Below are 24,399 nucleotides of genomic sequence, written 5' to 3' on the forward strand. Positions count from 1 at the left end.
GCGCGGCTTCAACGCGACCAAGATACTGGTCAATTACGCCTCGTTGAAGTCTCCTGCACAGACTCCGAGGTTCAGGATTACGCAATTTCAATTTCAAAGGTTGGGCTCTCAACAGGCCTTCGTCGCGCGAGGTTTGAACGGCTGTTCCCGGCTTAGCGTAGGATTTCACACTCTCTCGCAATGGACCCCAGATAGTCCTGCATTCGAACAGCAACTACCCTCAGCCTGCGCGATCAGTCAGGCGCTTCGGTGTACAGGTCGCGGCATTCGACCGCGCTCCAGCAAGACGCCAACCGCGTTGTGTTGCAGCTTTTTCAGCGTGTTCAAAAAAGAGCTAATTTCGGTCTGGTTTAGGCCGCCGAAAAGCTGTGAACGCGCCGCATCGACATCCGCAGTGCAGGCTTTCAGTATTTCAAGCCCGGCCTCGCATAGGGAAACCTGCGAGAACCGCCGGTCATCGGGCATTTGTTCCTTGGCGACGAACCCCTTCTCTACCAAACGGTCCACCAGCCGACTGGTGGCTGTTCGTTCGATCACCGCCAGCGAAGCCAGATCGCAAACTGACAAGGCGCCCTGATCCGAGAGACATTGAAGCAACCGCCATTCGACCAGCTTCAATCTATGTGGCCGCAGTACCGCGTTCATCATCTCGCGAATCTGCATGTTGAGCGTTGTCAGATGGTATTCGGGCGGATCTGTGTCTTCGATATTCATGATACCCTTTCTGCGCCAACTGAATACATCGTTTTCAGCATAGCAGAAACTTTATACTTAAACCATTTCATTTTATGTGCTATTGCACACATATCACATCCGGAGGAAAAGACATGAAGATCACAGTGATCGGCGGCGGCCCGGGCGGGCTTTACACCGCGCTGTTGACCAAAAAAGCACGCCCGGATTGGGAAATCGAAGTGTTCGAACGCAACCAGGCCGACGATACCTTTGGTTTTGGCGTGGTGTTTTCAGACGAAACGCTGGACGAATTCCTGAGCCGCGACAAACCTGTATTTGACCGTATCAAGGACGAATTCGCCTATTGGGACGACGTCGCGATCCACTTCAAGGGCCACGAGATGCGCTGCGCGGGAAACGGATTCTGCGGCACCTCGCGTCAGACACTGCTGAGCATCCTTCAGGACCGCTGCAGGGAACTGGGCGTCAAAATGGAATTTGGGGTCGAAATCAAGCCAGAGGACCTCAAGGTCCGGTTTGCAGAGTCGGACGTGATCGTTGCAGGCGACGGCATCAACTCGGCCATTCGCACCTACTACGAAGACGGCTTCCAGCCCTCAACTACATGGAAATCAAACCGGTTCTGCTGGATGGGGTCGACCCGTCCTATGGAGGAATTCAACTATTTCTTCCGCGAAACCGAACACGGACAGATAGTGGCGCATTGCTATCAATACGAAAAAGACCATTCGACTTGGGTGTTCGAAATGGACGAGGCCACCTGGCAGGGTCACGGTTTCGAGGAGTTTGACGAAGAAGGCTCGAAAATAAAGCTGGAGGAGATCTTTGCCGAAGAATTGCAGGGCCATCCCCTGCTTCTCAACCGGTCCAACTGGCGCAACTTTCCGCGCGTGTTCTGCGAAAACTGGTATGTCGACAATATCGTCATTCTGGGTGATGCCAAAGCGAGCGCGCATTTCTCGATCGGGTCGGGTACCAAACTGGCCATGGAATGTGCCATCGCCCTGTCGGATGCCCTGCTGAAACATGCCGAAGACGACGTGCAAGCGGCATTCAATGCCTACGACGACGCGCGCCGAACGCCCTGCCAGATCATTCAGCATAACGCCGATGTCTCGCTGGCCTGGTTCGAACATATGAACCGGTCCTGGGACATGGACCCCTATCAGTTTGCCATGGTCGTTATGTGTAGGGCCAAGTCGATCACCTATGACAATCTGGTTGTCCGCGACCCCGAATTCGTGCGCCAGGCCGACGATGAATGGTATGCCCGCCATCTGCGCGAAACCGGCGAGGACCTGCGCGAGACACGCCCAACACCCATGTTCTCAACCTTCAAGCTGCGCGACCTGGAATTGATGAACCGCGTGGTGATGTCGCCCATGGCACAATACAGCTGCGATGGCGACGGTGTGCCCAATGACTGGCATAAGGTGCATTACGTTGGCCACGCCCATGGCGGTGCAGCCATGATTTATACCGAAATGACCTGTACCTCACCCGACGCTCGCATCACCGAAGGGTGTCCGGGCATGTGGAACGATGAACAGGAAGCCGCGTGGAAAGAGATTGTGGATATGATCCACGCGACCTCAGGCGCGAAAGTGACATTGCAGGTCGGCCATGCGGGTCGCAAAGGCTCAACGCAGCTGGGCTGGGAAAAGATGGACCATCCCATCGCGAATGCGGAATCCAACTGGCCGCTTGTCTCGGCCTCTCCTATTCCGTGGTTCGACGGCATCAGCCAGGTCCCGGTCGAGCTGGACCAGCCGGGCATGGACCGGATCAAGGTTGATTTTGAGAAGGCCACGGAACGCGCCATACGCGCCGGGTTTGACATGGTCGAGCTGCACTGCGCCCATGGTTACCTGATGGGGTCTTTTCTGTCGCCACTTACCAACCAGCGTAGTGATGAGTATGGCGGCAGTTTGGAAAACCGCCTGCGCTATCCACTGGAAGTGTTTAAAGCGATGCGTGCAATCTGGCCTGCCGAACGCCCGATGGCGGTCCGCGTTTCGGGCACCGACTGGAAAGAAGGCGGGTTGACCGAGGCGGACCTGATCGCCGTTGCCGAAGCATTCCGCGATGCGGGTTGCGATCTGATCGACGTATCCGCCGGGCAGACCATTCCGGATCAGGAACCGGTCTATGGCCGGATGTTCCAGACCCATCTGGCCGAAGCCGTGCGCAACGTGCCCAAAATTGCCTCGATGGCGGTGGGCGCAATCACCGAAGCGGCGCAGGTCAACACCATCCTGCACACGCGCCGGGCCGATCTGGTCGCCATTGGCCGCCCACATTTGTGGAATCCGTATTTCGCCAATCAGGCCGCCGCGTGGTATGGCGCGGTAAACAAGCGGGCCTGGGCCAAACAATACGAAAGCGGTGCTATGCAAGCTTTCCGAGAGGCCGAAAAGAGCCGCGAGAAGACCCTGGACTTACAACGCAAGGCGGCCCCGGGGCGGCATACCCGCACCGGTTAAGCCAAACGGCCTCCTGCGCGCCGGAATCGCGCAGCTTCGCCGAAGCCATAAATGCCAAACTCCGGGCGCTGCAAAGCTTTTTCAAACACGTGCTGGAAACCCGTGGCAACTGAGGCCAGGACGCGCAGAACGCAATTCTGAAAGCGGGCTACACTCAGACGCAGGTCGTGGAGGTAATGATTGACTTGCCGATGAATGCCCTTTCGAACAGCTTCTTCCGCATGTTCGTCGGGTCGATGGAGGACGTACTAGTTGGCACGGCAAGGGACGGCAACTGCAAGGACTGGCTACCACAAGAATCGGCCGCTGAATTGCTGCGAAATTTCCTGACTGACCCGTGGCCACTTAGCTAGCACTCAATAAATTAGACCGGCGTTTCGATTTTGAAACAGCTGTAATTCACGGCTGCACCTACACCAGACCACGTTCGGGAAAATGCACATTTCTAACGTCGCCAGTGATTGAGACGAGGCAAAACAAGCAGTGGCGTTACGATAGGCCCTCTTGATGTGCGAGCGTCGCGGGTGAAAATCAGAGTGTGACGGCCTGGCTCTCGTCCACTTCCCTGATCCAAATTTATTTGTTCATACTTGTAAAAATACTACATAAAATATTTAAGCTTGAAATATTTAACGAACTCAGCTACGACTAAACCCATCAAAGGGCGGGTAACTGTCGCTGCGAAAGGGAGGGTGCATTGCGTAATTCTTGCCTGTTCGTTGGGCGCGCCAAACTCATCTTTTTCCGGCAAATCACTATACCTAAAGGCACTTTGCGCGCCGTCAGGCAGAGATAATCCTGTGTATGGTTGGCCCAGGAAAACACACCAGTGTGACAGCAAATGTAGTGTTTTGGCCTTGTTCAGATGCGGCGCTCTCCGACAACGACCATACACTTACTTTCTCAGGGGCGAACAATGAACTCCGAAAAACAGCCTGACCCCGCAAGCGAACCCATCTCAAAGTCACGTCTTCGTCTGTGGCTCAGCCTGCTGAAGACCAGCAGCATGATCGAGGACGAAATCCGCAGACGCTTGCGCAGCGAACTGGACTGGACGTTGCCCCGGTTCGACGTGATGTCCACCCTGTCCCGCCGCCCCGAAGGTTTGAAGATGAGCGAAATCTCAAAAATGCTTCGAGTCTCCAACGGCAATATCACCGGAATTGTTGATCGGCTAACGCACGAAGGACTTGTGCTGCGCATTGCCTCACCCAGCGACCGACGTGCCAACCTGGTGCGCCTGACGCCAAAAGGGGAACAGGTGTTTGCCGAACACGCGACGACACATGAAGCCTGGATCGACGAGATACTCAGTGGCCTGAATGCCAACGACATCGAAGGCATGATGTCGCGGCTCGATCATCTTGCTAAATTTCTGGAAAGTCAGGATTGAAAAATGCGTACGGACGTCACTCATTTCAGCTGTTCAGTTGCCGATGGCATCGCCGAAGTCGCACTGACGCGCCCCGAGCGCAAAAACCCTCTGACCTTCGAAAGCTATGCTGAGATACGCGACTGGTTTCGCGATCTACATTATGACGATACCGTCAAAGCGGTGATTTTTGCGCCGAGCGGCGGTAATTTCAGCTCGGGCGGTGATGTGCATGACATTATTGGACCGCTGACCAAGATGAACATGAAAGAACTGCTGGCCTTCACCCGCATGACCGGCGACCTGGTCAAGGCGATGGTGAACTGTGGCAAACCAATCATCGCAGTGGTGGACGGTGTTTGCGCCGGTGCAGGGGCCATCATTTCGATGGCATCGGATTTGCGCATCGCAACGCCAGAAGCCAAAACAGCGTTCCTTTTCAACCGCGTCGGTCTGGCAGGGTGCGATATGGGTGCCTGCGCAATCCTGCCGCGCATCATCGGGCAGGGTCGCGCTGCCGAGTTGCTGTATCTGGGCCGCTCAATGAGTGCCGAAGAAGGCATTGCCTGGGGTTACTTCAATCGCGTTGTTCCTGCGGATGAGCTGTTGGCAAATGCACGGGACCTGGCGCGGCGTATCGCGGACGGGCCGAATTTCGCCAATATGATGACCAAGACGATGCTGGCGCAGGAATGGTCCATGTCGATCGAACAAGCCATCGAAGCCGAGGCGCAGGCGCAGGCCATCTGCATGCAGGGTCAGGATTTCCACCGGGCTTATCACGCCTTTCTCGCAAAAGAACGGCCGGTTTTTGAGGGGAACTGACCATGCAAGCGCAAGATTTTTCGGCGCAAAATCCGGAGGTGCTGGATGGCTGACCGAAGCTTTCTGAACTGGCCTTTCTTTGAGGATCGCCACCGCGATTTGGCCGAGGCGCTGGACGGGTGGGCCACGTCCAACCTGCGCAGTGTCAATCATTCCGATACCGATGCGGCCTGTCGTAAGCTCGTGAAGATGCTGGGCGACGTAGGGTTTCTGACCCATTCGGCAAGCGAGGAAGGGCCGTTGGATGTCCGCAGCCTGTGTCTGATCCGCGAGACACTGGCACGTCATGACGGGCTGGCCGATTTTTCCTTTGCCATGCAAGGTCTTGGCACCGGGGCAATCTCGCTTTTCGGCACGCCCGAGCAAAAGGCCGCATGGTTGCCGAAGACCAGGTCGGGACAGGCGATATCAGCCTTTGCCCTGACCGAGCCGCAATCGGGCTCGGACGTGGCAAACTCGACCATGACGGCAGTTCTGGACGGCGACGAATATGTTCTGAACGGTGAAAAAACCTGGATCTCGAACGGAGGCATCGCGGATGTCTATTCGCTGTTTGCCCGCACGGGCGAGGCACCCGGCGCCCAGGGACTGAGTGCCTTCATTTTCACCCCTGACACGCCGGGTTTCGAAGTTGTCGAACGGCTGGACACCATTGCACCCCACCCGTTGGCAACCTTGCGGTTCACGGATGCCCGTGTGCCGGCAACGTCTATGCTGGGTGCACCCGGTCAGGGGTTCAAAATCGCCATGTCCGTTTTGGACGTATTCCGTTCCACGGTCGCGGCTGCTGCACTGGGTTTTGCACGGCGCGCGCTGGACGAGGCTCTGGCACGTGTCACTACCCGATACGTCCAAGGCGCTCCGCTGTTTGATCTGCAAATGGTTCAGGGGCATATCGCCGACATGGCGCTGGATATCGACGCGGCCGCGCTGCTGGTCTATCGCGCGGCCTGGACGAAGGATTCCGGTGCCCCCCGCGTCACCCGCGAGGCAGCGATGGCCAAGCTGTTTGCAACCGATCAGGCACAACAAATCATCGACAAGGCCGTCCAGCTGCATGGCGGTGACGGTGTCCGGTCCGGTGAGACCGTCGAGCAACTTTATCGCGAAATCAGGGCCTTGCGCATTTACGAAGGCGCATCAGATGTCCAGCGCGTGATCATTGCCCGTCAGACACTTGCGGCACAACAGGGAAGCTGAAACCATGCTCAAGCCTTCTGCGCATACGGATACTTTCACCCGCGACAACCTGCCTCCCGCTGAGAGCTGGCCGGACTTGTTGTTGGACGGGTTCGACTACCCTGACCAACTGAATGCCGCGGTGGAGTTGACGGACGCAATGGTCGCGGCTGGTTTTGGGGATCGCACGGCCTTGATCGGGAACGGACGCCGGCGCACCTACAAGGAACTGACCGACTGGACAAACCGGCTAGCTCACGTGTTGGTAGAGGATCTGGGCGTCAAACCCGGCAATCGCGTCATGATCCGTTCCGCCAACAACCCCGCCATGGTGGCTTGCTGGCTGGCTGCAACCAAAGCTGGTGCGGTCGTCGTCAATACCATGCCGATGTTACGCGCAGCGGAACTGGGAAAATACGTCGAGAAGGCCGAGATTACGCACGCTCTGTGCGACACACGCCTGATGGACGAAATGGCGGCCTGTGCCAAAAGCAGCAAGTTTCTTAAAACGGTGATCGGCTTCGACGGCACTTCGAACCACGATGCCGGGCTTGACCGACTGGCGTTAGAAAAACCCGTTGAATTCGATGCGGTCCAGACATCGCAGGACGATGTCGCTCTGATTGCGTTCACTTCCGGGTCAACGGGCAATCCGAAGGCCACTATGCATTTTCACCGCGACCTTCTGATCATTGCAGACGGCTATGCAACCGAGGTTTTGAACGTTCAGCCCGATGACGTCTTTGTCGGTTCACCACCATTGGCCTTTACCTTCGGGCTTGGCGGGTTGGCGATCTTCCCGCTTCGCTTTGGCGCGGCTGCAACATTGCTGGAAACGGCCTCCCCGCCGAACATGATTGAAATCATCGAGAAGTATAAGGCAACGGTCTGCTTTACAGCGCCCACCGCATATCATGCCATGATGCGCGCAATGGATGAAGGCGCGGATCTGTCGTCCCTTCGCGCAGCCGTGTCCGCAGGCGAGACCCTGCCCGCGCCCGTCTATGACGAATGGATGGAAAAAACCGGCAAACCCATGCTGGATGGCATCGGCGCGACCGAAATGCTGCACATTTTTATTACCAACCGGTTCGAAGATCATAAGCCGGCCTGCACCGGGAAACCCGTTTCGGGGTATGAGGCAAAGGTCATTGGCTCAGATGGAACGGATGTCGTGTCCGGAGAGGTAGGCCGCCTTGCTATACGCGGTCCGACCGGCTGTCGCTATCTGCGCGGTGAACGTCAGGACGAATATGTTCAAAACGGCTGGAATATTTCGGGAGATGCATTCTCCTTGGATGAGGACGGGTATTTCAGGTTTGCCGCCAGAAATGACGACATGATCGTGTCATCCGGCTATAACATCGCCGGACCCGAGGTCGAGGCCGCCCTATTGGCACACGAGGCGGTGGCGGAATGTGCGGTGATCGGCATACCGGATAGGGATCGCGGGTCCATCGTTCAGGCGCATGTGGTTTTGTCGTCGGACGCTGTTCCCGACGATTCTCTCGCCCAACTTCTGCAAGATCACGTAAAGGCCTCTATAGCCCCTTACAAATACCCCCGCTCAGTCGTCTTTGCCAAAACCCTGCCTAAAACCGAAAGCGGCAAAATTCAGCGTTTCAAGCTGAGGGAAACCAAATGAACACCGAAGCTTACAACCCCGGTACAGACGGCGCGAAAATGACGTTCGCAGATGCGATGTCTTACGGCGACTACCTTAAACTCGACACCCTTCTGGCACAGCAGCATCCGCAAAGCACCGCACATGATGAGATGCTTTTCATCATCCAGCATCAGTCAAGCGAACTTTGGATGAAGCTGGCAATTCACGAACTGGCCGCGGCACGTAAAGCTCTGCGCACGGGTGACACAGCGCAGATGTTCAAAATGCTCGCGCGCGTCAGCCGCATTTTCGAACAGTTGAACAACGCCTGGGACGTCCTGCGCACTATGACGCCTGCGGACTACACAACCTTTCGCGAGGCATTAGGCCCGTCATCTGGTTTCCAGTCCTATCAGTACCGGATGATCGAATACGTGCTGGGGAACCGAAACCCCAACATGCTGAAACCGCATGAGCATTTACCCCACGTCCATCAGATACTGGCAGAAGAACTGGCGCGCCCGAGTTTCTATGACGAAGTTGTGCGTGTGCTGTTTCGCACAATCGACGGGCATGAGGACCATGTGCCGCCGCCGCAGATCGACACGCCACACAGCGCCGTGCCCGAAATTCAGGCGAGATGGAAAATCGTCTATGAGGATATCGACGAATACTGGTCGCTGTACGAGATGGGTGAAAAGCTGGTCGATCTCGAAGATTATTTCCGGCGCTGGCGCTTCAATCATGTAACGACGGTTGAACGGGTGATCGGGTTCAAGCGCGGAACCGGTGGCACATCTGGTGTGCAGTACCTGCGCAAGATGCTGAGCGTCGAATTGTTTCCCGAACTCTGGAATCTGCGCGGAGAACTTTGACTTATGGTCCTACCTAAAAAGCACCTTTTCGACCTTCCGGACGACGTAATCTATCTGGATGGAAACTCCCTGGGTGCCCTGCCCCGTGGCGCGGCAGAACGTGCCACCGACGTGATACGTAAGGAGTGGGGCGGCGAACTGATCAAGGCATGGAACTCAGCAGATTGGATATCGCTGCCAAAGCGTGTGGGCGACCAGATTGCCACCCTCATCGGTGCACCTGCGGGTTCGGTCGCCACGGGTGATACGCTTTCCATCAAAGTGTATCAGGCGCTGGCCGCCGGTTTGAAGTTGCGCCCGGACCGAAAGGTTATCTTGTCAGACAGCGGCAACTTTCCCACCGATCTCTACATGGCCCAGGGTTTGATCGACACGATCGACAAGGGTTATGAGCTGCGTGCTCCGGCGCCCGAAGATGTCATCGCGTCAATTTCTGAAGAAGTCGCTGTCGTCATGCTGACACAGGTCGACTATCGATCCGGTCGACTGCATGACATGGATGACATCACACGCCGGGCCCACGATGCCGGGGCAATCATGATCTGGGATCTGGCACATAGCGCCGGTGCCGTTCCTGTGGATTTGACCGCCTCAAACGCTGATTTTGCGGTCGGCTGCACATACAAGTACCTGAATGGCGGCCCGGGCGCCCCTGCCTTCATCTATGCGCGTCCGGATGTCGTTGGCGATGTCCAGGCCGCTCTTGCGGGGTGGATGGGGCATGATGCGCCTTTCGCGATGGAGCTGGGCTATCGCCCGGCGATGACAACTGAGCGCCTGAGGGTCGGAACACCGCCGATCGTGCAACTTTCCATCCTGGAACAAGCGCTGAAAGTTTGGGACGGCGTCAGCATGGAAGAAGTTCGCGCCGCCTCGATAGAACTTAGTGAAACCTTCATCTCGGAGATAGAAGCCCGTTGTCCGCAGGTTACGCTTGCCTCACCTCGGGATGCGTCGCAGCGCGGCTCGCAAGTCTCGTTTGCCTTCGAGCACGGTTACGCCGCCATGCAGGCGTTGATCGATCGCGGCGTGATTGGTGATTTCCGTGCGCCCGATATCATGCGGTTCGGTTTTACACCGCTCTATCTGGATAAAAACGATGTCCTTCGCGCTTGCGAGATCATGGAGGATGTCCTGAACGGTGAACTTTGGCGTGATCCGAAGTACCAGGTGAAATCGCGCGTGACCTGAACGAAGAAAGGAAGAAACTTGGCTTGTCTTATTGTTCAGATCCGCTGTGGACCGGGCACGACCAACAAGGCCGCTGAGCAGATCGGCCGGGATGACCTTTTTCCGCGTTACTCCGAAGTGATCAATGATGGCATCAAGGCCATAAATAGCGACATGCTGGCCCAAGGACATGCGCAATAATATCTATAAAGTCATGGAGGAGACCGCATGACACCTCGGACTATTCATCCCGAAGGATGGGCCCCTGCACTTGGCTATGCAAACGGCATGTTGATGGCCGACGGAACTTTGCATATCGGCGGACAGATTGGCTGGAACAAGGACAAGGTCTTTGTGGCCAAGGATTTTATCGGACAGATGGAACAAGCTTTGTCCAACATCGCAGAGATTGTTCGCGCTGCTGGTGGCGACGTGACGGATATCGGACGGCTGACATGGTTTGTGAAAGACAAATATGAATACCTCGCCAGGCAGCGCGAAGTCGGTCAGGCATATCGCCGGGTCTTCGGCAAACATTTCCCGGCCATGTCGATGCTGATCGTCAAGGACCTCGTCGAGGATGAAGCCCAGATCGAAATCGAAGCAACGGCATTTATTTCGCAGGGTTAGAGGCATAGACGCACTTGTTTTCGGCACCTCTCCTTCACTCACCGGGCGCTCTCGTCGATACGGCAGATGATCCGGCGGCGTCGCTGATAAAGGCGTTGATGAATGATAACCCGAATGTGGGCAGGTTCACGTTGAATGACGTCTCACTGTGTGCACCAACCGGGCGGGTGATAACAACCGCATTCGGCGGGGCAATGCGGTCTAGGATACGACCATCGGCTGGGTCTTTGAGGTTACAATAACGCGCGGTACGGAGCCGAGCCCACGCAGGAAACCGTGCGCCCGGCCGATGCCCCGGAAAGGGCATTAAAACACCTTTGAAACGAATGAGTATAGGCCCAGGCGCCATATGGCATCCAACTGCTGGTTCATGAACTTCGATAAGTCGTGGATGACGCACAAGCCTGTTTTTTTGGCATCAATTTACGATTCAGCTATCCCCTTCAATGCGAAATCATGCATTCTGGAAACCAGAGCAGACAAATTGGGGCGGTTTTCGGCAAGGACACGTGCTTTGAGATCATTTCTGGTGTGCATTGCGCTTTTGACCAGTTGCTTTGCCCCTCCTTCAGCAGCGCAGGATATTAAACCGGACGCCTCGGAAGCCGCCGCCCGCGCGGCCCTGTCAGTTCTGGGGATAGCGGCGACGCCAAATGAAACTCTGCCGTCCTTTTCGTTTTTGCGGGCCACAGGAAACACAAAAAGTCTCAGATCCACACAGTTACGAGGCGGCTACCTCCCGTTTGACAATGGCCTCTATATCGAGGGGCTGGCGGCATATCAGAAATACAATCCTGTGCTTCTTTTTCCTGAAATAGCACCCGGGACCAAAGTGGACGTAACCTGGGCAAGCGTGGCTGCAACGGTTGGCATTGGCTGGGAATTCCCTTTGCCCAACGACTGGACAATTCGCCCCGCAGGGCATTTGTCGTTAGGTCACGTCGCGGGCGATGCCTTTCTGGATGGTTTTGAGGTTTTTTCGATCCGGTCGGATTCGTCACAAGCAGTCGATGGCGACCTGACCGCTTTCGGAGTTGGAGCGTCGCTTAGCATTATTCGAGAGGCACAGATCGGACTATGGCAATCTGAATACCGGATTCGACAAACCTATCTTGAATTTTATCCGATAAACGAACCGCTTGCCGGAAATGCTGAGGCCAACTCCAACCAGACGAATTTGTTCACACGATACCGGTATCCACTTTATGGTGTCAGATTTTTCCACCTGCCAACCAAACTCGTTCTAGACTCGGGTTTGGTTTTCTACCATGGCGATGGCGCAAATGTTCTGGATACCGAATGGTTGGCGACTGCTGGCGTGGGTATTGAAATTGAGACCGACCAGACGGGACTACCCGGTGTCCGCGCCGGCCGGATAATGTTGAACGGAGTCGTCGCCGAAAAATTCGACGGCTTCTCCATTGGACTTGGTCTCCGGTTTTAACCGGTTGGGTCGAATGTTCCGGCGCTACTGTGCTGTTTTTCAAAGCCTTCCATTTAGACCAGAGCCTCTTGCCATTAATTACGCTGGGGATCCGGGAGGTGTAGATCGGCAACGCAGCATCCGGTTGCCCGCTGATATCCTCTGCAAGATTGGGACCATGTGCCATCACCCCAAGCTCTGTTTACTGTCGGAGGGACCATGTGTCGAAATAGAAGCTTCATCCCACCTGTCGACCAGCTCCTCAAAAACCGTGACGCTGTTGAATTCGGGATCTTGTTAAGTGTGACTACTGCGACGCCGCAATTGGCGCGTCGTAGACTGTTGTGTCTGACGCCAGACGTTTTGGGCCTGAAAGTGGCCTGAACTAATAGAGGATCTGGCTCATCTGGTTGTATTGATTATGCAGCGGAATCCGAAAGAGACAATTCCCTGGCGCAGCGGCATCTGGATATCGGCTTTTATCGAACTCGCAGGATAGGCGCGCCCAAACAAAGGCCCTTGCCACCAACTCAAGAATTTTACGACACAAACCGCGCCATACGCTCAGCTTTATCATAATCCGGAAAAACGCAAGCTACTGCACAGACCCTTGTTGCGATTCAACCAATGCTGCATGGTTCGAAGCATGGAAGTAAGGATGCCCACTCGCAGCCTGATTAAGCAGCATTATTTGGCTTGGAAAATGCCTATCTTATTGTCGATGAAATCACTTTGCGCCACCCGAAGGAATGCTTTCACTAGTTCGGCAGAGGGCTACTGAAAAACATGGACATCTGGGTCATCATCTCTGTTATCGCTGTGCTGTTCTTTGTGACGGGTCTTGCCGAACCCCTGGCTGCTAAACTGCGGCTGCCCTTCACCGCGATCATTGCCTTGTTGGGTATTTTCATTGGCCTGGCCGCGAGCGCCTTTTTGCGAACTGATTTGACGGATGCGTTAAATCCAGTTGCAGAGGCCATTCTCGGCCTGCCGATCCGCAGCGACATCTTTATCTACGTATTCCTGCCCACCTTGCTGTTTCAGGCAACGATCGGAATGGATCTGCGCCAAATGATAAGAGACGGCGTACCGATTGTGGTACTGGCCGTGGTCGCGGTTGTGGTGGCAACCGGATTTGTCGGTTACGCCCTTTATGGAACCAGTGGATTGCCCTTAACTGCCTGTCTGCTGATTGGCGCCATTGTATCCACCACGGACCCATCGGCGGTGGTAAGCATCTTTCGTTCCATTGCCGCGCCCCAGCGTCTTACGCGGATTATCGAAGGTGAAAGCTTGCTGAATGACGCAGCCGCGATTGCCCTTTTTGGCCTCTTTCTGGGGTTCGTCACAATCGGCATACCGGATCCATCTTTGGGAACCGCGTTGTCCGGATTTCCACTGCTCATTGTTGGCGGTGCGGTGACGGGCTGGCTGGCGACTCGTTTCGCGGTGTGGATCATGAGTCTGTTTCCTGATTTCATTCTTGCCCAGCTGTCGATTTCTGTCGCCCTGCCCTACCTGGCATTCATCATGTCCGAACAGGTGCTGAGCGCGTCGGGAGTGATTGCCGTGGTCGCGGCGGGGCTTTCACTGCATCTCACTGCCCCCGGACGTCTGTCGCCTCAGGCCTGGGAAAAACTGCGCGAATCCTGGGACTTGCTGGCGCATTGGGCCGGGGCTTTGATCTTCGTGCTCGCTGCATTGTTCATCCCTCGTCTTCTGCAAGAGATACGGCTAAGTGATTTTGGTCTGATCCTGGTTGTCATTGTCGCCGCCATCGTGGCCCGCGCGCTAATACTTTTTGTGCTGATGCCGGTACTCACCGGCCTACGCGTCTCACCTGCCATTGACCGAAGTTTTCGCTTTGCAATCCTCTGGGGCGGCCTGCGTGGCGCTCTGACATTGGCGTTGGCGCTGGCCGTGACCGAAAATCCAATGATCCCGCATGAAACCAAACGCCTCGTCGGCATTCTGGCCACCGGGTTCACTCTGTTCACCCTGATCGTGCAAGGTACCACTCTGCGCCGAGTGATTAGAAAACTGGGGTTGGACAGGCTTTCTTCGTTCGACGCCGCCATTTCGCAACAAGCCGTCGCCGTTGCTTTGCAGACCGTGCGCGAGGACGTCGCTGATGTTACTCAATCCTACCGCCTGAATCATGAGACCGTGCGCTCCGAAGCCAAAAGCTTTGGCAACAGGCTGGGTGAAGCTGTTCGGGTCGCCGAAGAAACCACGGGATTGCTCGACAAGGACCGTGTCAAGCTGGGACTCGTGTCGCTGGCTGCCGCGGAACGCGAGTTGGCGCTCAACCAGATGCGCGAGCGCCTGGTTTCCATTCGTGTGGCTGAGCGGCTGATCACCAACGCCGACAGTTTGATTGAAGCTGTCCGGACAAAAGGCCGGGCCGGATACCGCAGGAGCGCCGGCGGAATGCTGGCATATGGCCCCGGTTTTCGTATGGCTCTTGCGCTTCATAACCGGCTGCGCGTGTCGGGACCACTAAGTAAACTGACTGCGGACCGGTTCGAATTCATGCTGTCACAACGGGTCATTCTGGAGGATCTCGGTGTTTTCATTGACAGTCGTATCCGAAGGATTCACGGCAAACGTGTCGCACAGCTTCTGCATGCGACAGTCGCGCGGCGTGAAAATGCGTTGTCCGCCGCACTGGATGGATTACGTCTGCAATATCCCGGCTATGCAGAAGAGCTGGAACGCCTCTTCATCCGTCGCGCCGCTCTGCGGTTTGAGGAACGCGAGTACCGGTCTCTGCACGAAGACGGCCTGATCGGCACCGAAGTGTATACGGCCCTACTACAGGACTTGCTTGCGCGAAGGGCCGCGCTGGACAGCCGACCAGGTTTGGATGTTGCGGTTCAACGGGCGGAGCTTATCCGTCGGTTGCCCTTTTACGCCTCCCTTGATCGCCGCAATCGAAGAAGGCTCCAACGCAGTCTCAAATCCATCTTCGTCAATGCCGGCGATAAGGTGCTGACAGTGTCGGCCACGGGAAAGAGTGTGTATTTCATCGCGTCGGGAGCCATTGAGGTGACCCGCGCCGGTCGCACCTCGCGGTTGGGGAGGGGAGACATGTTTGGCCATGATACAATGTTGAACCAGGAACTACGCCCTGCCCAGGCTCGGGCAATTGCGCCGTCGGTTTTGCTGGCGCTTCGCGAACACGAGTTCCGAAAACTGTTGCAGCGCAGCGCCGCTTTACGCGACGTGGTGCATTCCAATATGAACGAACAGAAACTCAACCCGTTGCCGCTTCCAAATTTCAGGCAGGATTCCGGGAACTGAGTTGCTCAAACACGACGGGCATCAAAGCCACCAAAGATAAGGCCAATCCATTTTTGTGCAATTTCACTTCTCGGCACAAATTACCGCAAGACCTCAGCCCTGCTTCTCACGCTCGTCAGAAATCACTCTGGTGCGTGGGTTTGCTCCCACTTCCTTTAACATTTCTATCACTTCGACCTTCCAGCCCGCTCTGATCTTCAGGGCCAAACGCGAAGGCGGACGATGCTCAGGCTTAAGGATCGCGTACTCATACCTGAGGGGATCATCAAAAGGGAGAAATATGACCCTGCCGTTGGAAAGGTTCAGTTCCCGCTCGGTCGCAACGGTCAATGGGTCAACAATCGTGCAACATTGGCCCGAACTGACAAAAGGAATAAGTGGCAGAAAGTACTGGCAAGTTACGTTTGGGTTATAATTGGCGGATACGGCCTGAAATTGCTGTCTCACCTTGCTTTGAAAAGGGTGTGTCGTGTGCAACCCACCCATCGGAACGCCGTCCAGATCAGAGATTTTGACACTGTTCTTGGCGGCCAAAGGATTTTCCCGATCCAAAGCGCAAAAACAATCGCCGCAGATAATTTCGGCCGAATATTGTGATTGCCTGCCTGTCGAGAACTCAAAATCGGCGAATCCGAAATCGATATTCTGAGTGCCGGCCAGTTCCATGATTTGCGGGGAACTGCGCGTGGACAGCGTGATGCGAATATCGGGATTTTCGCCAACTGATTCGCTGATGAATCGCGGAAACAGAAAGGCGGAGGGACCGGGCATAGTAGCAATATTCAAACTGCCCGAATGACCCTTGATCAAGCCCGCCATAGTATTGGAAATGGTCGAGAGCCGGTCCAGAATATCCGTGGTTTCAGCCAGTAAATAATGGGCTTCCGGAACCGGGACCAGCCGTCGCCCCTTGCGTTCAAACAAAGCCAGACCAAGACTTTTTTCCAGGTTCTTTAACGCCAGACTGATCGCCGGTTGTGTGCGGTTCAGTTTCCTGGCGGTCTGAGAGATGGAGCCTGTCTCCATCACTTCGCGAAATACGGTGAGCTGCGTGAGGTTCATCCTTGCTATATAAGTTAAACTTTTGTTTTGTGAAATATAACAAATTTGTATTTATGAAATTTGCTTCTAGGCTTGCAGGATCGAAGTTCGGAGGAGCCGAATCCGAGGATTCAAAACTGGGAGATGACAATGAAATTTATGAAAAGCCTCACTGGCCTTGCATTGGCTGGTGCTCTTGCGGCACCTGCCCTAGCTCAGGACCCAACCTTCTTTCGCATCGGAACCGGGGGCGCAGGCGGAACTTACTTCCCGATCGGCGGAACCATTGCCAACGGCATCTCTGCCCCTCCGGGCTCGCGCCCTTGTGAGGAAGGCGGCCAATGTGGCGTGCCGGGCCTGATCGCAATTGCGCAGTCTACGACCGCGTCGGTCTTCAACAATGCTGCCGTTCAAAATGGTGAACTTGAAGCAGGGCTTGCTGCGGCGGATGTCACCCGCTCGATGTATCTGGGTGAGGGCAAATTCGAAGGCAAGCCGCATCCAAACCTGCGCATCGTCGCCAACCTGTTCCCTGAAGACCTGCATCTGGTGCTGCCAGCCGGGGCCACGATTAATGATCTGGGCGACTTGGAAGGCAAACGCGTTGGTATCGCGCAGGCGGGATCGGGCACGCAGGTCGCCGTGCTTCAAATGCTGGATGCCTGGGGTGTCAACCGTGACAACATGGATGAAGCCGAACTGAACAATAGCCAAAGCGCCGAGCGTTTGGCGGACGGTCAACTGGATGCCTATTTCTATGCTGCGGGCTGGCCGGTTGCCGCGATGGTGCAGCTGTCCTCGACCAAGGGGATGAACCTGCATTCGTTCTCGGATGAAGATCTGGCAAAGATCAACGAGATCATTCCGGCTTATATCCCCTCGGCCATTCCGGGCGGAGTTTATGAAGGGATCGACGCGGAAACCAAGACCCCTGCGGTCAGTGCGATGCTGGTTGTATCCTCGGACTTGTCGGACGACCTTGTCTATCAGCTGACCAAAGCGCTGTGGAATGACAACACCCGCAAGCTGCTGGATAATGGCCATGCCAAGGGTAAGCAGATCACGCCTGATACCGCGCTGGACGGCGTCGAAGCTCTGGGTGTTCCGCTGCATCCGGGTGCCGAGAAGTTCTACAAAGAAGCCGGACTTCTTCAGTAATCAGACCGCAGTCTGATTGGTACGTTCGGTGCCCCCGCGGGGGCACCGCATTCTCAATTTTTGCAAAATCAGGGGGCCATCATGTCCGAGACTCAGAATCTTGATGACCACGAACTTACAGCCGAAGAACTGGCAGCCATCGAAGAACAGTTCGACGAAGGCGCCGCTGTCCGGCAGGTAACACCAACGGCCGGCAAGGTTCTGCGCGTTGTCGCCCTGATCTTTGCGTTCTACGAGTTCTTCACTGCCGGGTTTGGCTTGCCTGCCGACCACTGGCACATGGGTATCTATCTGACCTTTCTGTTCATACTGGTCTACGCGACGATACCCGTGATCGGTGCCAAAAGCCTTTATGCGCTCAAGATCAGCCGGTTCCGGATCGGCAATATTCCATTATATGATCTGGTCTTCATGGCGCTTGGCATCATCGCAGCGCTGTATGTCGGCATTGCCTGGCGCGGCATTCCCTTTCTGGGGATTGAGGAACAAACCTTTCGTATGGGCAACCCTAACGGTTATGACGTATTTCTGGGCGTCGTCATCATCCTGCTGGTGCTGGACATTGCCCGCCGCACGCTGGGCTGGGTGCTGCCGCTAATCATCTGCGTCTTTATCTCTTATGCGTTGCTAGGCCCCTATTTCCCCGGCTTGCTGCAACATCCGGGCGTGAACTTCAAAACCTTTGTCTCGTCGATGTATTTCCCGCAGGAAGGCATCTATGGCGTCACTTTGTGGGTCGTTTCGACCATCGTGTTCCACTTTGTGCTGTTCGGCGTCATCGCGCAGCGAACCGGGTTGGGACAACTATTCATCGATAACGCTACTATTTTGGCGGGCCGCTATACTGGCGGTCCGGCAAAAGTGTCGGTGGTATCCTCGGCCTTCTTCGGCACGATCTCGGGTTCTTCGGTGGCCAACACCGTTTCAACCGGCGCGCTGACAATTCCCAACATGAAGCGTCTAGGATACCCCGGCCATTTTGCCGGCGGCGTTGAGGCCGCGTCCTCGGCCGGGGGCCAGATCACCCCGCCAATCATGGGAGCCGCGGCCTTTATCATGGCCGAGTTTCTCGAGGTGCCCTACACCACCATCGTGATCGCGGCGATCTTCCCTGCTCTGCTGCACTATGTCGGCGTGTTTGCTGTCGTGCACCTGATGGCGCGCAAGCTGAACCTCAAGGGTCTGGCCAAGGAACAACTGCCGCAGCTTAAAGCCGTCTGGGCCGAAGGCTGGGCCAATATCGTGCCTCTGATCGGGCTGCTTGTGGTTCTGTTCACTGGTTACACGCCCTTCATGTCGGCCTTCTGTGGTATTTCACTGGCCGTAATCGCGGGCATGTCGCGCCTGAGACAACCCCCGACGCTGATCTATGCAGCGGCGTTCCTGGCCTTTGTGCTGTGGAAATTCTCAGACGGCGGGTTCGACCTGACCATGACGGCGATCCTGTGCGGTTTGTCTGTGGTCGCCACGCTGAACCCGCAGAAACGGATCGAAGTGCCCGAGATGCTGCAGGCGGTCGAGCTGGGCGTGAAATACTCGCTGGCGGTCGGTGCGGCGGCGGCTGCCGTGGGCATCGTGGTTGGTGTAATCAACACAACTGGGATCGGCTTCCGTATCGGCTTCATGGTGACACAGGGTGCCGGGAATCTTGCCTCGGACCTGTACAACATGATCTCGTTTGGCAGTTTCCAACTGTTTGCCATGGAAGACCTGCAACTGTTCATCTCGCTGGTCTTTATCGCAATCGTCTGCATCCTGATGGGTGCCGGTATTCCGACAACAGCGCTGTACATCATGCTGGTTTCGGTCGCTCAGCCTGCGCTGGCGCAACTGGGCGTTCCGCCCATCGCCAGCCACCTGTTCGTGCTCTACTACGGCGTCGTGTCCGAAATCACGCCCCCGGTTTGCACCTCAGCCTATGCGGCGGCGGCCATTGCCAACTCGAACCCATTCAGAACCGGTTTGTCGGCTTTCACACTGGGGTTGGGGAAAGTTATCGCTCCCATGGCGTTTGTGTACGCCCCCGTACTTCTGTTCGTGTCCTCGACCGGGTTTAACCTGTGGGAATTCACCTATACCGCAACCAGTTGCATTGCCGGGGTTATTGCCCTGTCGGCGGCAGTGGTTGGCTACTGGCTGAAACCCTTGAATTTAGCCTCGCGCATTCTGATGGCTATCGCAGGGGTGATCTTTGTAGCTCCGTCACTGACGGCGGACCTGATCGCACTCGCTGTGGCGTCCCCTGTCATTGTCACCCAGCTAATCGCCCGCAACCGTAGCCATTCCACGGCCTGAACACGATGAGCGAACAAGTCACAATCATCGGCGCCGGTATCGTCGGCATCTGTTGCGCCTTGTCGCTGCAGGAACGTGGTATTCCTGTTCGGCTTGTCGACAGGGGCGAACCTGGTCAGGAAACCTCATTCGGGAATGCCGGAGTGGTGTCGCCATGGTCGATCATCCCGCAATCAGTGCCGGGCATCTGGAAAAAGCTGCCCCAAATGTTGCTGGACCCGAAAAGCGCACTGTCTGTTCGTTTATCCTTCTGGCCAAAAATGGTACCGTGGGGACTGCGGTTTCTTGGAAATTCCGGCGAAAAGACCGTTCGCGAGGTCGCGGACGCAATGGAATTGCTGTGCCGTCCGTCCATCGAGCTGTACCGGCGGCATCTTCAGGGAACAGGCAACGAAGACCTGATCACGGACAGTTTCTACGTTCACGCTTTCCGCCACCCGGAACAGGCCAATCTGAATGGCCTGGATTATCTGATCCGCACGGAAAAAGGCGGCCAGCTGGAACGTATTGACGGTAATGAGTTGCACCAACTCGAACCGGCCCTGTCACGTGACTTCAAAGCGGCCGTGCTGATCAAAGGACAGGCCCGGGTCACTTCGCCGGGCCGGGTCGGTGTGGTACTGGCGAAAAAGGCACGCAGTCAGGGCGCCGAGATTTGCAGGACCGAGATTACGGGTCTGGCGCGCGCGGAAGACGGGGGCTGGAATCTGGCCACGTCAAACGAAACACTGCACGCCAAACATGTCGTGCTTGCTGCCGGTGTCTGGTCCGCGGACCTTCTGAAACCACTCGGGTTGTCTGTACCGCTGGTGGCCGAGCGCGGATATCATGTTGAATTTCCCAACCCGTCCACCTGTCTGAACAACTCTGTCATGGATGTGGATGCAAAGGTGGTGGCAAGTTCGATGCAGGACGGTTTGCGAGTCGCGGGCACGGCCGAGTTTGCAAGCATCGACGCCCCCGTTGATCCGCGCAAAAAAACAATCCTGACGGATCAGGCCAAGGCAATGGTGCCGAATCTCGATACCAGCCAAGCGCGGTTCTGGATGGGGCGACGTCCGTCTTTCCCGGACAGCCTTCCAGCAATCGGGCAGCTCAACGGGAATTCAGGGCTTTATAGCGCATTCGGGCACTCGCATTACGGTCTGATGATGGCACCGAAAACGGGGGAGCTTGTGGCTGATCTTGTATCAGGTCGCCGCCATAACATTGATCTTGCTCCGTTTTCCCTGACCCGGTTCTAAGCAATACCAACCAATTCAGCGCAATCTCATCGGAAGGACGCAACCAAAATGCCGGTTTACAATGGTGGACAGAATATCTGTGGGGCTTCGATTGGCGTTCTGTGCCTAGAGAGCTACTTTCCGAAGCCTCCCGGCCATATCAAAAATCCCTCGAGCCTGCCGTTTCCGGTGCTCTATGAGATGATCGATGGCGTTACTGTTCCAAAGTTGCTGAACAACCCGACGCCAGAACTGTTGGAGCCCTTCATCAAAGGAGCGCAACGGCTGGAAGCAGAAGGTGTACGAGCCATCACTGGCAGTTGCGGCTTTCTGGCGTTGTTTCAAAAAGAATTGGCGGCGGCTGTTTCGGTACCCGTTTTTGCATCCAGCCTGATTCAGGTGCCGTTGGCTTTTAACATGACCGGTGCCCCGGTAGGGATTTTGACCGCTGACGCATCGGCGCTGACCCAGCGACATTTTGAGGGTGTCGGCGCGGCGGGAATTCCGGTGGCTGTGAAAGGGCTGGAAGAGACCAGCGAATTCGCCGAAGTGATCTTGCGCAACACGCGGACAAGAATGGACACGGACCTGATCGAATCCGAAGTTCTGAATGCCGTCCGCAATCTGAAACGCGAAGCGCCTGAAATTCGGTCGCTGGTCTTGGAATGCACCGATTTGCCACCATACGCGTCACAGATACAGCAAGAACTGAAACTGCCGGTATTCGATCTCACGACACTGGCCCAAATGGCACACAGCGTTGCGGCGCGCGTGCCATATTCAGGCATCATGCCCTGGGGTTGAAGGCTCACTGGCCTTATATGGGCAATGGATGGTTTCCGGCGTTTAGGAAACAAGATAGACCAAAACCCAATTCACTGGGTGCCTGCATCCTGCGAGGGACCGAATGTGCCGATGAGGGTTTGAGTTGTCCGTGGAATTGTCCATCCTAATGCTCGCGATCTGTTTGGGTGCAATGCTTCAGGTTGGGATCGGCATCGGTTTCAGCATTGTCGCTGGTCCGCCGATGATGATCCTGTTGGGCACCGCGACCGCTGTCCCGGTCCTGTTGCTATTGAACACCATCGTGTCAGCAGTGGCGACTGACTGGCGCATTCTCACTGAAGAGCGAAAAACCATATCTACGGCAGTCTCGGGGTGTCTGGTTGGCGTGGTACTCGGATTGGCCATTTACCCCATGCTGAGCGAACCCTTTGTGCTGGCATTGACCGGTTGCCTGTTGCTGATCGGACTGTTGACGACCCTTGTCCCGACGCATGCCGTAATCGGCACATCGGGTTTTGCGGCGGTCTCGGGATTATCTGGTTTGGCGACGGTCTGGGCCGCAACTCCGGGGCCTCTTATGGTGTTTGGGTTGATTGCAAAAGGTCGTTCGGCTCGCGCGGTTGCAAGATTGGTTCAACCCATTGCCCTCGTGGCGTATGGGATCGCGTTTCTGTTGCACAGCCTGTCAGACTGGCAATCCATCCCGCTGGGACTACAGCTTTGGGCCTTCGTCGGGGTAACGACAATCGGCAGCTTATGCGGTCGTGCCGCTCGTCCTTACCTGCCACAATCCCTCATCAAAACCGCAATTCGGGTAATTTCCCTTGTGGCTTGCTATGTTCTCTTCCAACGCGCCTATGTGATGGCGTAACTCCAATGGGCGGATGATGACTCAAAACGATATTTTGGCCAGGTTTCCCAGGGCCCAGTTCATGTCCGGTGCGACACCACTGGAGCGGCTTGACAGGTTGTCCGAAGAGCTTGGGATCGATCTCTGGCTGAAACGCGATGACCTGACAGGGCTTGGATTCGGTGGCAATAAAACAAGACAACTTGAGTTTTATTTCGGCGATGCACTGGCACAAGGCGCAGATACAGTCCTGATCACCGGTGCGGTTCAGTCAAACTTTGTTCGTTCCGCCGCCGCGGCGGCCGCGCGGCTGGGTATGAAGGCTGTTCTTCAGCTTGAAGAGCGTGTCCCGAACATGGGGCCGGAATACTACAAGTCCGGAAATGTGCTACTGGCCAAAATCTTGGGCGCAGAGCACATGAGCTACCCTGTTGGTGAGGACGAGGCTGGCGCGGACGCCGCGCTGCATGCGCGCGCTGATGAGTTGAAGGAGCAAGGACGTAAGCCTTACGTCATTCATCTGGGGCTGAACCATCCACCACTTGGCGCACTTGGCTATGTCGCTGCAGGTCAGGAACTGTGCAAGCAGATGCAGGATTTTGATACCGCAGTCGTCCCATCCGGCAGCGGCGCGACGCATGGTGGTCTTCTTACCGGGATAGCGTTGTCGACGGTGCCCGCTCAGGTATTCGGAGTTTGCGTTCGACGGGACACCGAAAATCAGCGGACGCGCATGACCGTCGTATTGCAAAAGCTAGCGGACATGCTGAGCATCGATCCCGGTTTGTTACTGGAAAAAATAGAAGTTTGGGATGGCGCGCTGGCGCCGGGATACGGCCAAATAGGCCCGAAGACGCAATCGGCGCTGGAAAAGATGGCCCAGACCGAAGGTATATTCCTCGATCCTGTCTATTCTGCAAAAACGTTCGCCGGGCTTCTGGATATCGTTCGAGAAGGACAAATCAAACCAGGGCAGAAAGTCGTCATGATCCATACCGGCGGGTTGCCGGCTTTGTTTGGTTATCAGAACGAACTGACGCACAATTAAGGACCCGAGAATGAGTAAACCCACATGACTACAAAAGGTCATGTGGGTTTGCTCCTGTCAAATTCCTGAAATCCTGATTGTTCCAGCTCAGTCGTAGGCGGCAGTTACAATCATCTCGACCTTCAGCACATCACGTGCCAGTTTGGCTTCGCCGCAGGCGCGAGCCGGTGCATGTCCTTCAGGCACCCAGGCATCCCAAACCTCATTCATCTCGGCAAAGTCCGCCATGTCGGCCAGCCAGATTACACATTGCAATATCCGGGTTTTATCGCTGCCCGCCTTGGCAAGAAGGTCTTCGACCTTAGCCAGAATGTCGCGTGTCTGGTCTGCGACAGAGGCCGCGTCAGAGGTCTGGCCACACAGGTAAGCGGTGCCGTTATGTTTGACGATCCGGCTCATGCGTTGGCCGGTTTCGATACGAGTGATCGTCATGGTG

21 protein-coding genes are annotated in these 24,399 nt (G+C 55.9%); 18 read left to right on the forward strand and 3 right to left on the reverse strand.

Features of this window, described 5'->3' with window-relative positions; translation table 11 throughout:
* Positions 1-237: 237 nt before the first annotated feature.
* Positions 238-714: a MarR family winged helix-turn-helix transcriptional regulator gene (locus GOX66_RS13745; protein WP_170763305.1), complete on the reverse strand. Its 477-nt coding sequence runs from the start codon at positions 712-714 to the stop codon at positions 238-240.
* Positions 715-827: 113 nt separating this feature from the next.
* Here GOX66_RS13745 and GOX66_RS13750 point away from each other — a divergent pair, with 113 nt between their 5' ends.
* The 12 genes from GOX66_RS13750 to GOX66_RS13805 all read left to right on the forward strand — a co-directional run bounded on the left by GOX66_RS13750 (position 828) and on the right by GOX66_RS13805 (position 15,562).
* Complete coding sequence (locus GOX66_RS13750) at positions 828-3,179, forward strand: oxidoreductase (protein ID WP_170763306.1); 2,352 nt, start codon at positions 828-830, stop codon at positions 3,177-3,179.
* A 176-nt stretch (positions 3,180-3,355) separates the two neighbouring features.
* Complete coding sequence (locus tag GOX66_RS13755; RefSeq protein WP_170763307.1) at positions 3,356-3,532, forward strand: hypothetical protein; 177 nt, start codon at positions 3,356-3,358, stop codon at positions 3,530-3,532.
* 563 nt (positions 3,533-4,095) lie between these two features.
* A complete protein-coding gene (locus GOX66_RS13760; RefSeq protein ID WP_170763308.1) occupies positions 4,096-4,572 on the forward strand; it encodes a MarR family winged helix-turn-helix transcriptional regulator in 477 nt (158 codons plus the stop codon).
* A gap of 3 nt (positions 4,573-4,575) precedes the next feature.
* On the forward strand, positions 4,576-5,376 hold the full coding sequence (locus GOX66_RS13765; RefSeq protein ID WP_170763309.1) for an enoyl-CoA hydratase family protein: 801 nt from the start codon (positions 4,576-4,578) through the stop codon (positions 5,374-5,376).
* Positions 5,377-5,421: 45 nt separating this feature from the next.
* The gene (locus GOX66_RS13770) at positions 5,422-6,576 is read left to right on the forward strand and encodes an acyl-CoA dehydrogenase family protein (RefSeq protein WP_170763310.1); all 1,155 of its coding nucleotides are present in this window, start codon (positions 5,422-5,424) and stop codon (positions 6,574-6,576) included.
* Between the two features lie 4 nt (positions 6,577-6,580).
* Positions 6,581-8,200 carry an AMP-binding protein gene (locus GOX66_RS13775; protein WP_170763311.1) on the forward strand — a complete coding sequence of 540 codons (1,620 nt, stop codon included), beginning with the start codon at positions 6,581-6,583 and terminating at the stop codon, positions 8,198-8,200.
* The gene (locus GOX66_RS13780; RefSeq protein WP_170763312.1) at positions 8,197-9,036 is read left to right on the forward strand and encodes a tryptophan 2,3-dioxygenase; all 840 of its coding nucleotides are present in this window, start codon (positions 8,197-8,199) and stop codon (positions 9,034-9,036) included. Before GOX66_RS13775 ends, GOX66_RS13780 begins: the two co-directional genes overlap by 4 nt.
* Before the next feature lie 3 nt (positions 9,037-9,039).
* The gene (gene kynU / locus GOX66_RS13785) at positions 9,040-10,227 is read left to right on the forward strand and encodes a kynureninase (protein WP_170763313.1); all 1,188 of its coding nucleotides are present in this window, start codon (positions 9,040-9,042) and stop codon (positions 10,225-10,227) included.
* A gap of 18 nt (positions 10,228-10,245) precedes the next feature.
* Positions 10,246-10,407 carry a hypothetical protein gene (locus GOX66_RS13790; protein ID WP_170763314.1) on the forward strand — a complete coding sequence of 54 codons (162 nt, stop codon included), beginning with the start codon at positions 10,246-10,248 and terminating at the stop codon, positions 10,405-10,407.
* Positions 10,408-10,434: 27 nt separating this feature from the next.
* Entirely contained in the window at positions 10,435-10,836 is a 402-nt protein-coding gene (locus GOX66_RS13795; RefSeq protein ID WP_170763315.1) for a RidA family protein, read from the forward strand.
* Between the two features lie 514 nt (positions 10,837-11,350).
* Positions 11,351-12,280: an autotransporter domain-containing protein gene (locus GOX66_RS13800; RefSeq protein ID WP_170763316.1), complete on the forward strand. Its 930-nt coding sequence runs from the start codon at positions 11,351-11,353 to the stop codon at positions 12,278-12,280.
* 765 nt (positions 12,281-13,045) lie between these two features.
* Entirely contained in the window at positions 13,046-15,562 is a 2,517-nt protein-coding gene (locus tag GOX66_RS13805; RefSeq protein WP_170763317.1) for a cation:proton antiporter, read from the forward strand.
* A gap of 93 nt (positions 15,563-15,655) precedes the next feature.
* Here GOX66_RS13805 and GOX66_RS13810 read toward each other — a convergent pair whose 3' ends face one another.
* Positions 15,656-16,624: a LysR family transcriptional regulator gene (locus GOX66_RS13810; protein ID WP_170763318.1), complete on the reverse strand. Its 969-nt coding sequence runs from the start codon at positions 16,622-16,624 to the stop codon at positions 15,656-15,658.
* Between the two features lie 129 nt (positions 16,625-16,753).
* On the opposite strand from GOX66_RS13810, the gene GOX66_RS13815 reads away from it, so the two are divergent.
* The 6 genes from GOX66_RS13815 (at position 16,754) to GOX66_RS13840 (ending at position 23,963) form a co-directional block, all read left to right on the forward strand.
* The gene (locus GOX66_RS13815) at positions 16,754-17,761 is read left to right on the forward strand and encodes a TAXI family TRAP transporter solute-binding subunit (protein WP_170763319.1); all 1,008 of its coding nucleotides are present in this window, start codon (positions 16,754-16,756) and stop codon (positions 17,759-17,761) included.
* Between the two features lie 81 nt (positions 17,762-17,842).
* Positions 17,843-20,056: a TRAP transporter permease gene (locus GOX66_RS13820; RefSeq protein WP_170763320.1), complete on the forward strand. Its 2,214-nt coding sequence runs from the start codon at positions 17,843-17,845 to the stop codon at positions 20,054-20,056.
* A gap of 5 nt (positions 20,057-20,061) precedes the next feature.
* Positions 20,062-21,300, forward strand: coding sequence for an NAD(P)/FAD-dependent oxidoreductase (locus GOX66_RS13825; protein ID WP_170763321.1), 1,239 nt, complete (start codon positions 20,062-20,064; stop codon positions 21,298-21,300).
* A 48-nt stretch (positions 21,301-21,348) separates the two neighbouring features.
* Positions 21,349-22,083, forward strand: a complete 735-nt coding sequence (locus GOX66_RS13830; RefSeq protein ID WP_170763322.1) for an aspartate/glutamate racemase family protein — start codon at positions 21,349-21,351, stop codon at positions 22,081-22,083.
* 130 nt (positions 22,084-22,213) lie between these two features.
* The gene (locus tag GOX66_RS13835) at positions 22,214-22,936 is read left to right on the forward strand and encodes a hypothetical protein (protein ID WP_170763323.1); all 723 of its coding nucleotides are present in this window, start codon (positions 22,214-22,216) and stop codon (positions 22,934-22,936) included.
* A gap of 61 nt (positions 22,937-22,997) precedes the next feature.
* Positions 22,998-23,963: a D-cysteine desulfhydrase family protein gene (locus GOX66_RS13840; RefSeq protein ID WP_237212603.1), complete on the forward strand. Its 966-nt coding sequence runs from the start codon at positions 22,998-23,000 to the stop codon at positions 23,961-23,963.
* Positions 23,964-24,050: 87 nt separating this feature from the next.
* Here the strand turns inward: GOX66_RS13840 and GOX66_RS13845 are convergent, their stop codons facing one another.
* A complete protein-coding gene (locus GOX66_RS13845; protein WP_170763325.1) occupies positions 24,051-24,395 on the reverse strand; it encodes a RidA family protein in 345 nt (114 codons plus the stop codon).
* Positions 24,396-24,399: the final 4 nt, after the last annotated feature.

Origin of the sequence: Ruegeria lacuscaerulensis, assembly GCF_013031245.1 — a bacterium.
In the GTDB taxonomy this organism is placed as follows: domain Bacteria; phylum Pseudomonadota; class Alphaproteobacteria; order Rhodobacterales; family Rhodobacteraceae; genus Ruegeria; species Ruegeria lacuscaerulensis_C.

Bases quoted from the DNA above. Each gene is read 5' to 3' on its own strand.
- GOX66_RS13745 (WP_170763305.1), bottom strand. From the start codon at position 714: ATGAATATCGAAGACACAGATCCGCCCGAATACCATCTGACAACGCTC.
- GOX66_RS13750 (WP_170763306.1), top strand. From the start codon at position 828: ATGAAGATCACAGTGATCGGCGGCGGCCCGGGCGGGCTTTACACCGCG.
- GOX66_RS13755 (WP_170763307.1), top strand. From the start codon at position 3,356: ATGATTGACTTGCCGATGAATGCCCTTTCGAACAGCTTCTTCCGCATG.
- GOX66_RS13760 (WP_170763308.1), top strand. From the start codon at position 4,096: ATGAACTCCGAAAAACAGCCTGACCCCGCAAGCGAACCCATCTCAAAG.
- GOX66_RS13765 (WP_170763309.1), top strand. From the start codon at position 4,576: ATGCGTACGGACGTCACTCATTTCAGCTGTTCAGTTGCCGATGGCATC.
- GOX66_RS13770 (WP_170763310.1), top strand. From the start codon at position 5,422: ATGGCTGACCGAAGCTTTCTGAACTGGCCTTTCTTTGAGGATCGCCAC.
- GOX66_RS13775 (WP_170763311.1), top strand. From the start codon at position 6,581: ATGCTCAAGCCTTCTGCGCATACGGATACTTTCACCCGCGACAACCTG.
- GOX66_RS13780 (WP_170763312.1), top strand. From the start codon at position 8,197: ATGAACACCGAAGCTTACAACCCCGGTACAGACGGCGCGAAAATGACG.
- kynU (WP_170763313.1), top strand. From the start codon at position 9,040: ATGGTCCTACCTAAAAAGCACCTTTTCGACCTTCCGGACGACGTAATC.
- GOX66_RS13795 (WP_170763315.1), top strand. From the start codon at position 10,435: ATGACACCTCGGACTATTCATCCCGAAGGATGGGCCCCTGCACTTGGC.
- GOX66_RS13805 (WP_170763317.1), top strand. From the start codon at position 13,046: ATGGACATCTGGGTCATCATCTCTGTTATCGCTGTGCTGTTCTTTGTG.
- GOX66_RS13810 (WP_170763318.1), bottom strand. From the start codon at position 16,624: ATGAACCTCACGCAGCTCACCGTATTTCGCGAAGTGATGGAGACAGGC.
- GOX66_RS13815 (WP_170763319.1), top strand. From the start codon at position 16,754: ATGAAATTTATGAAAAGCCTCACTGGCCTTGCATTGGCTGGTGCTCTT.
- GOX66_RS13820 (WP_170763320.1), top strand. From the start codon at position 17,843: ATGTCCGAGACTCAGAATCTTGATGACCACGAACTTACAGCCGAAGAA.
- GOX66_RS13825 (WP_170763321.1), top strand. From the start codon at position 20,062: ATGAGCGAACAAGTCACAATCATCGGCGCCGGTATCGTCGGCATCTGT.
- GOX66_RS13830 (WP_170763322.1), top strand. From the start codon at position 21,349: ATGCCGGTTTACAATGGTGGACAGAATATCTGTGGGGCTTCGATTGGC.
- GOX66_RS13840 (WP_237212603.1), top strand. From the start codon at position 22,998: ATGTCCGGTGCGACACCACTGGAGCGGCTTGACAGGTTGTCCGAAGAG.
- GOX66_RS13845 (WP_170763325.1), bottom strand. From the start codon at position 24,395: ATGACGATCACTCGTATCGAAACCGGCCAACGCATGAGCCGGATCGTC.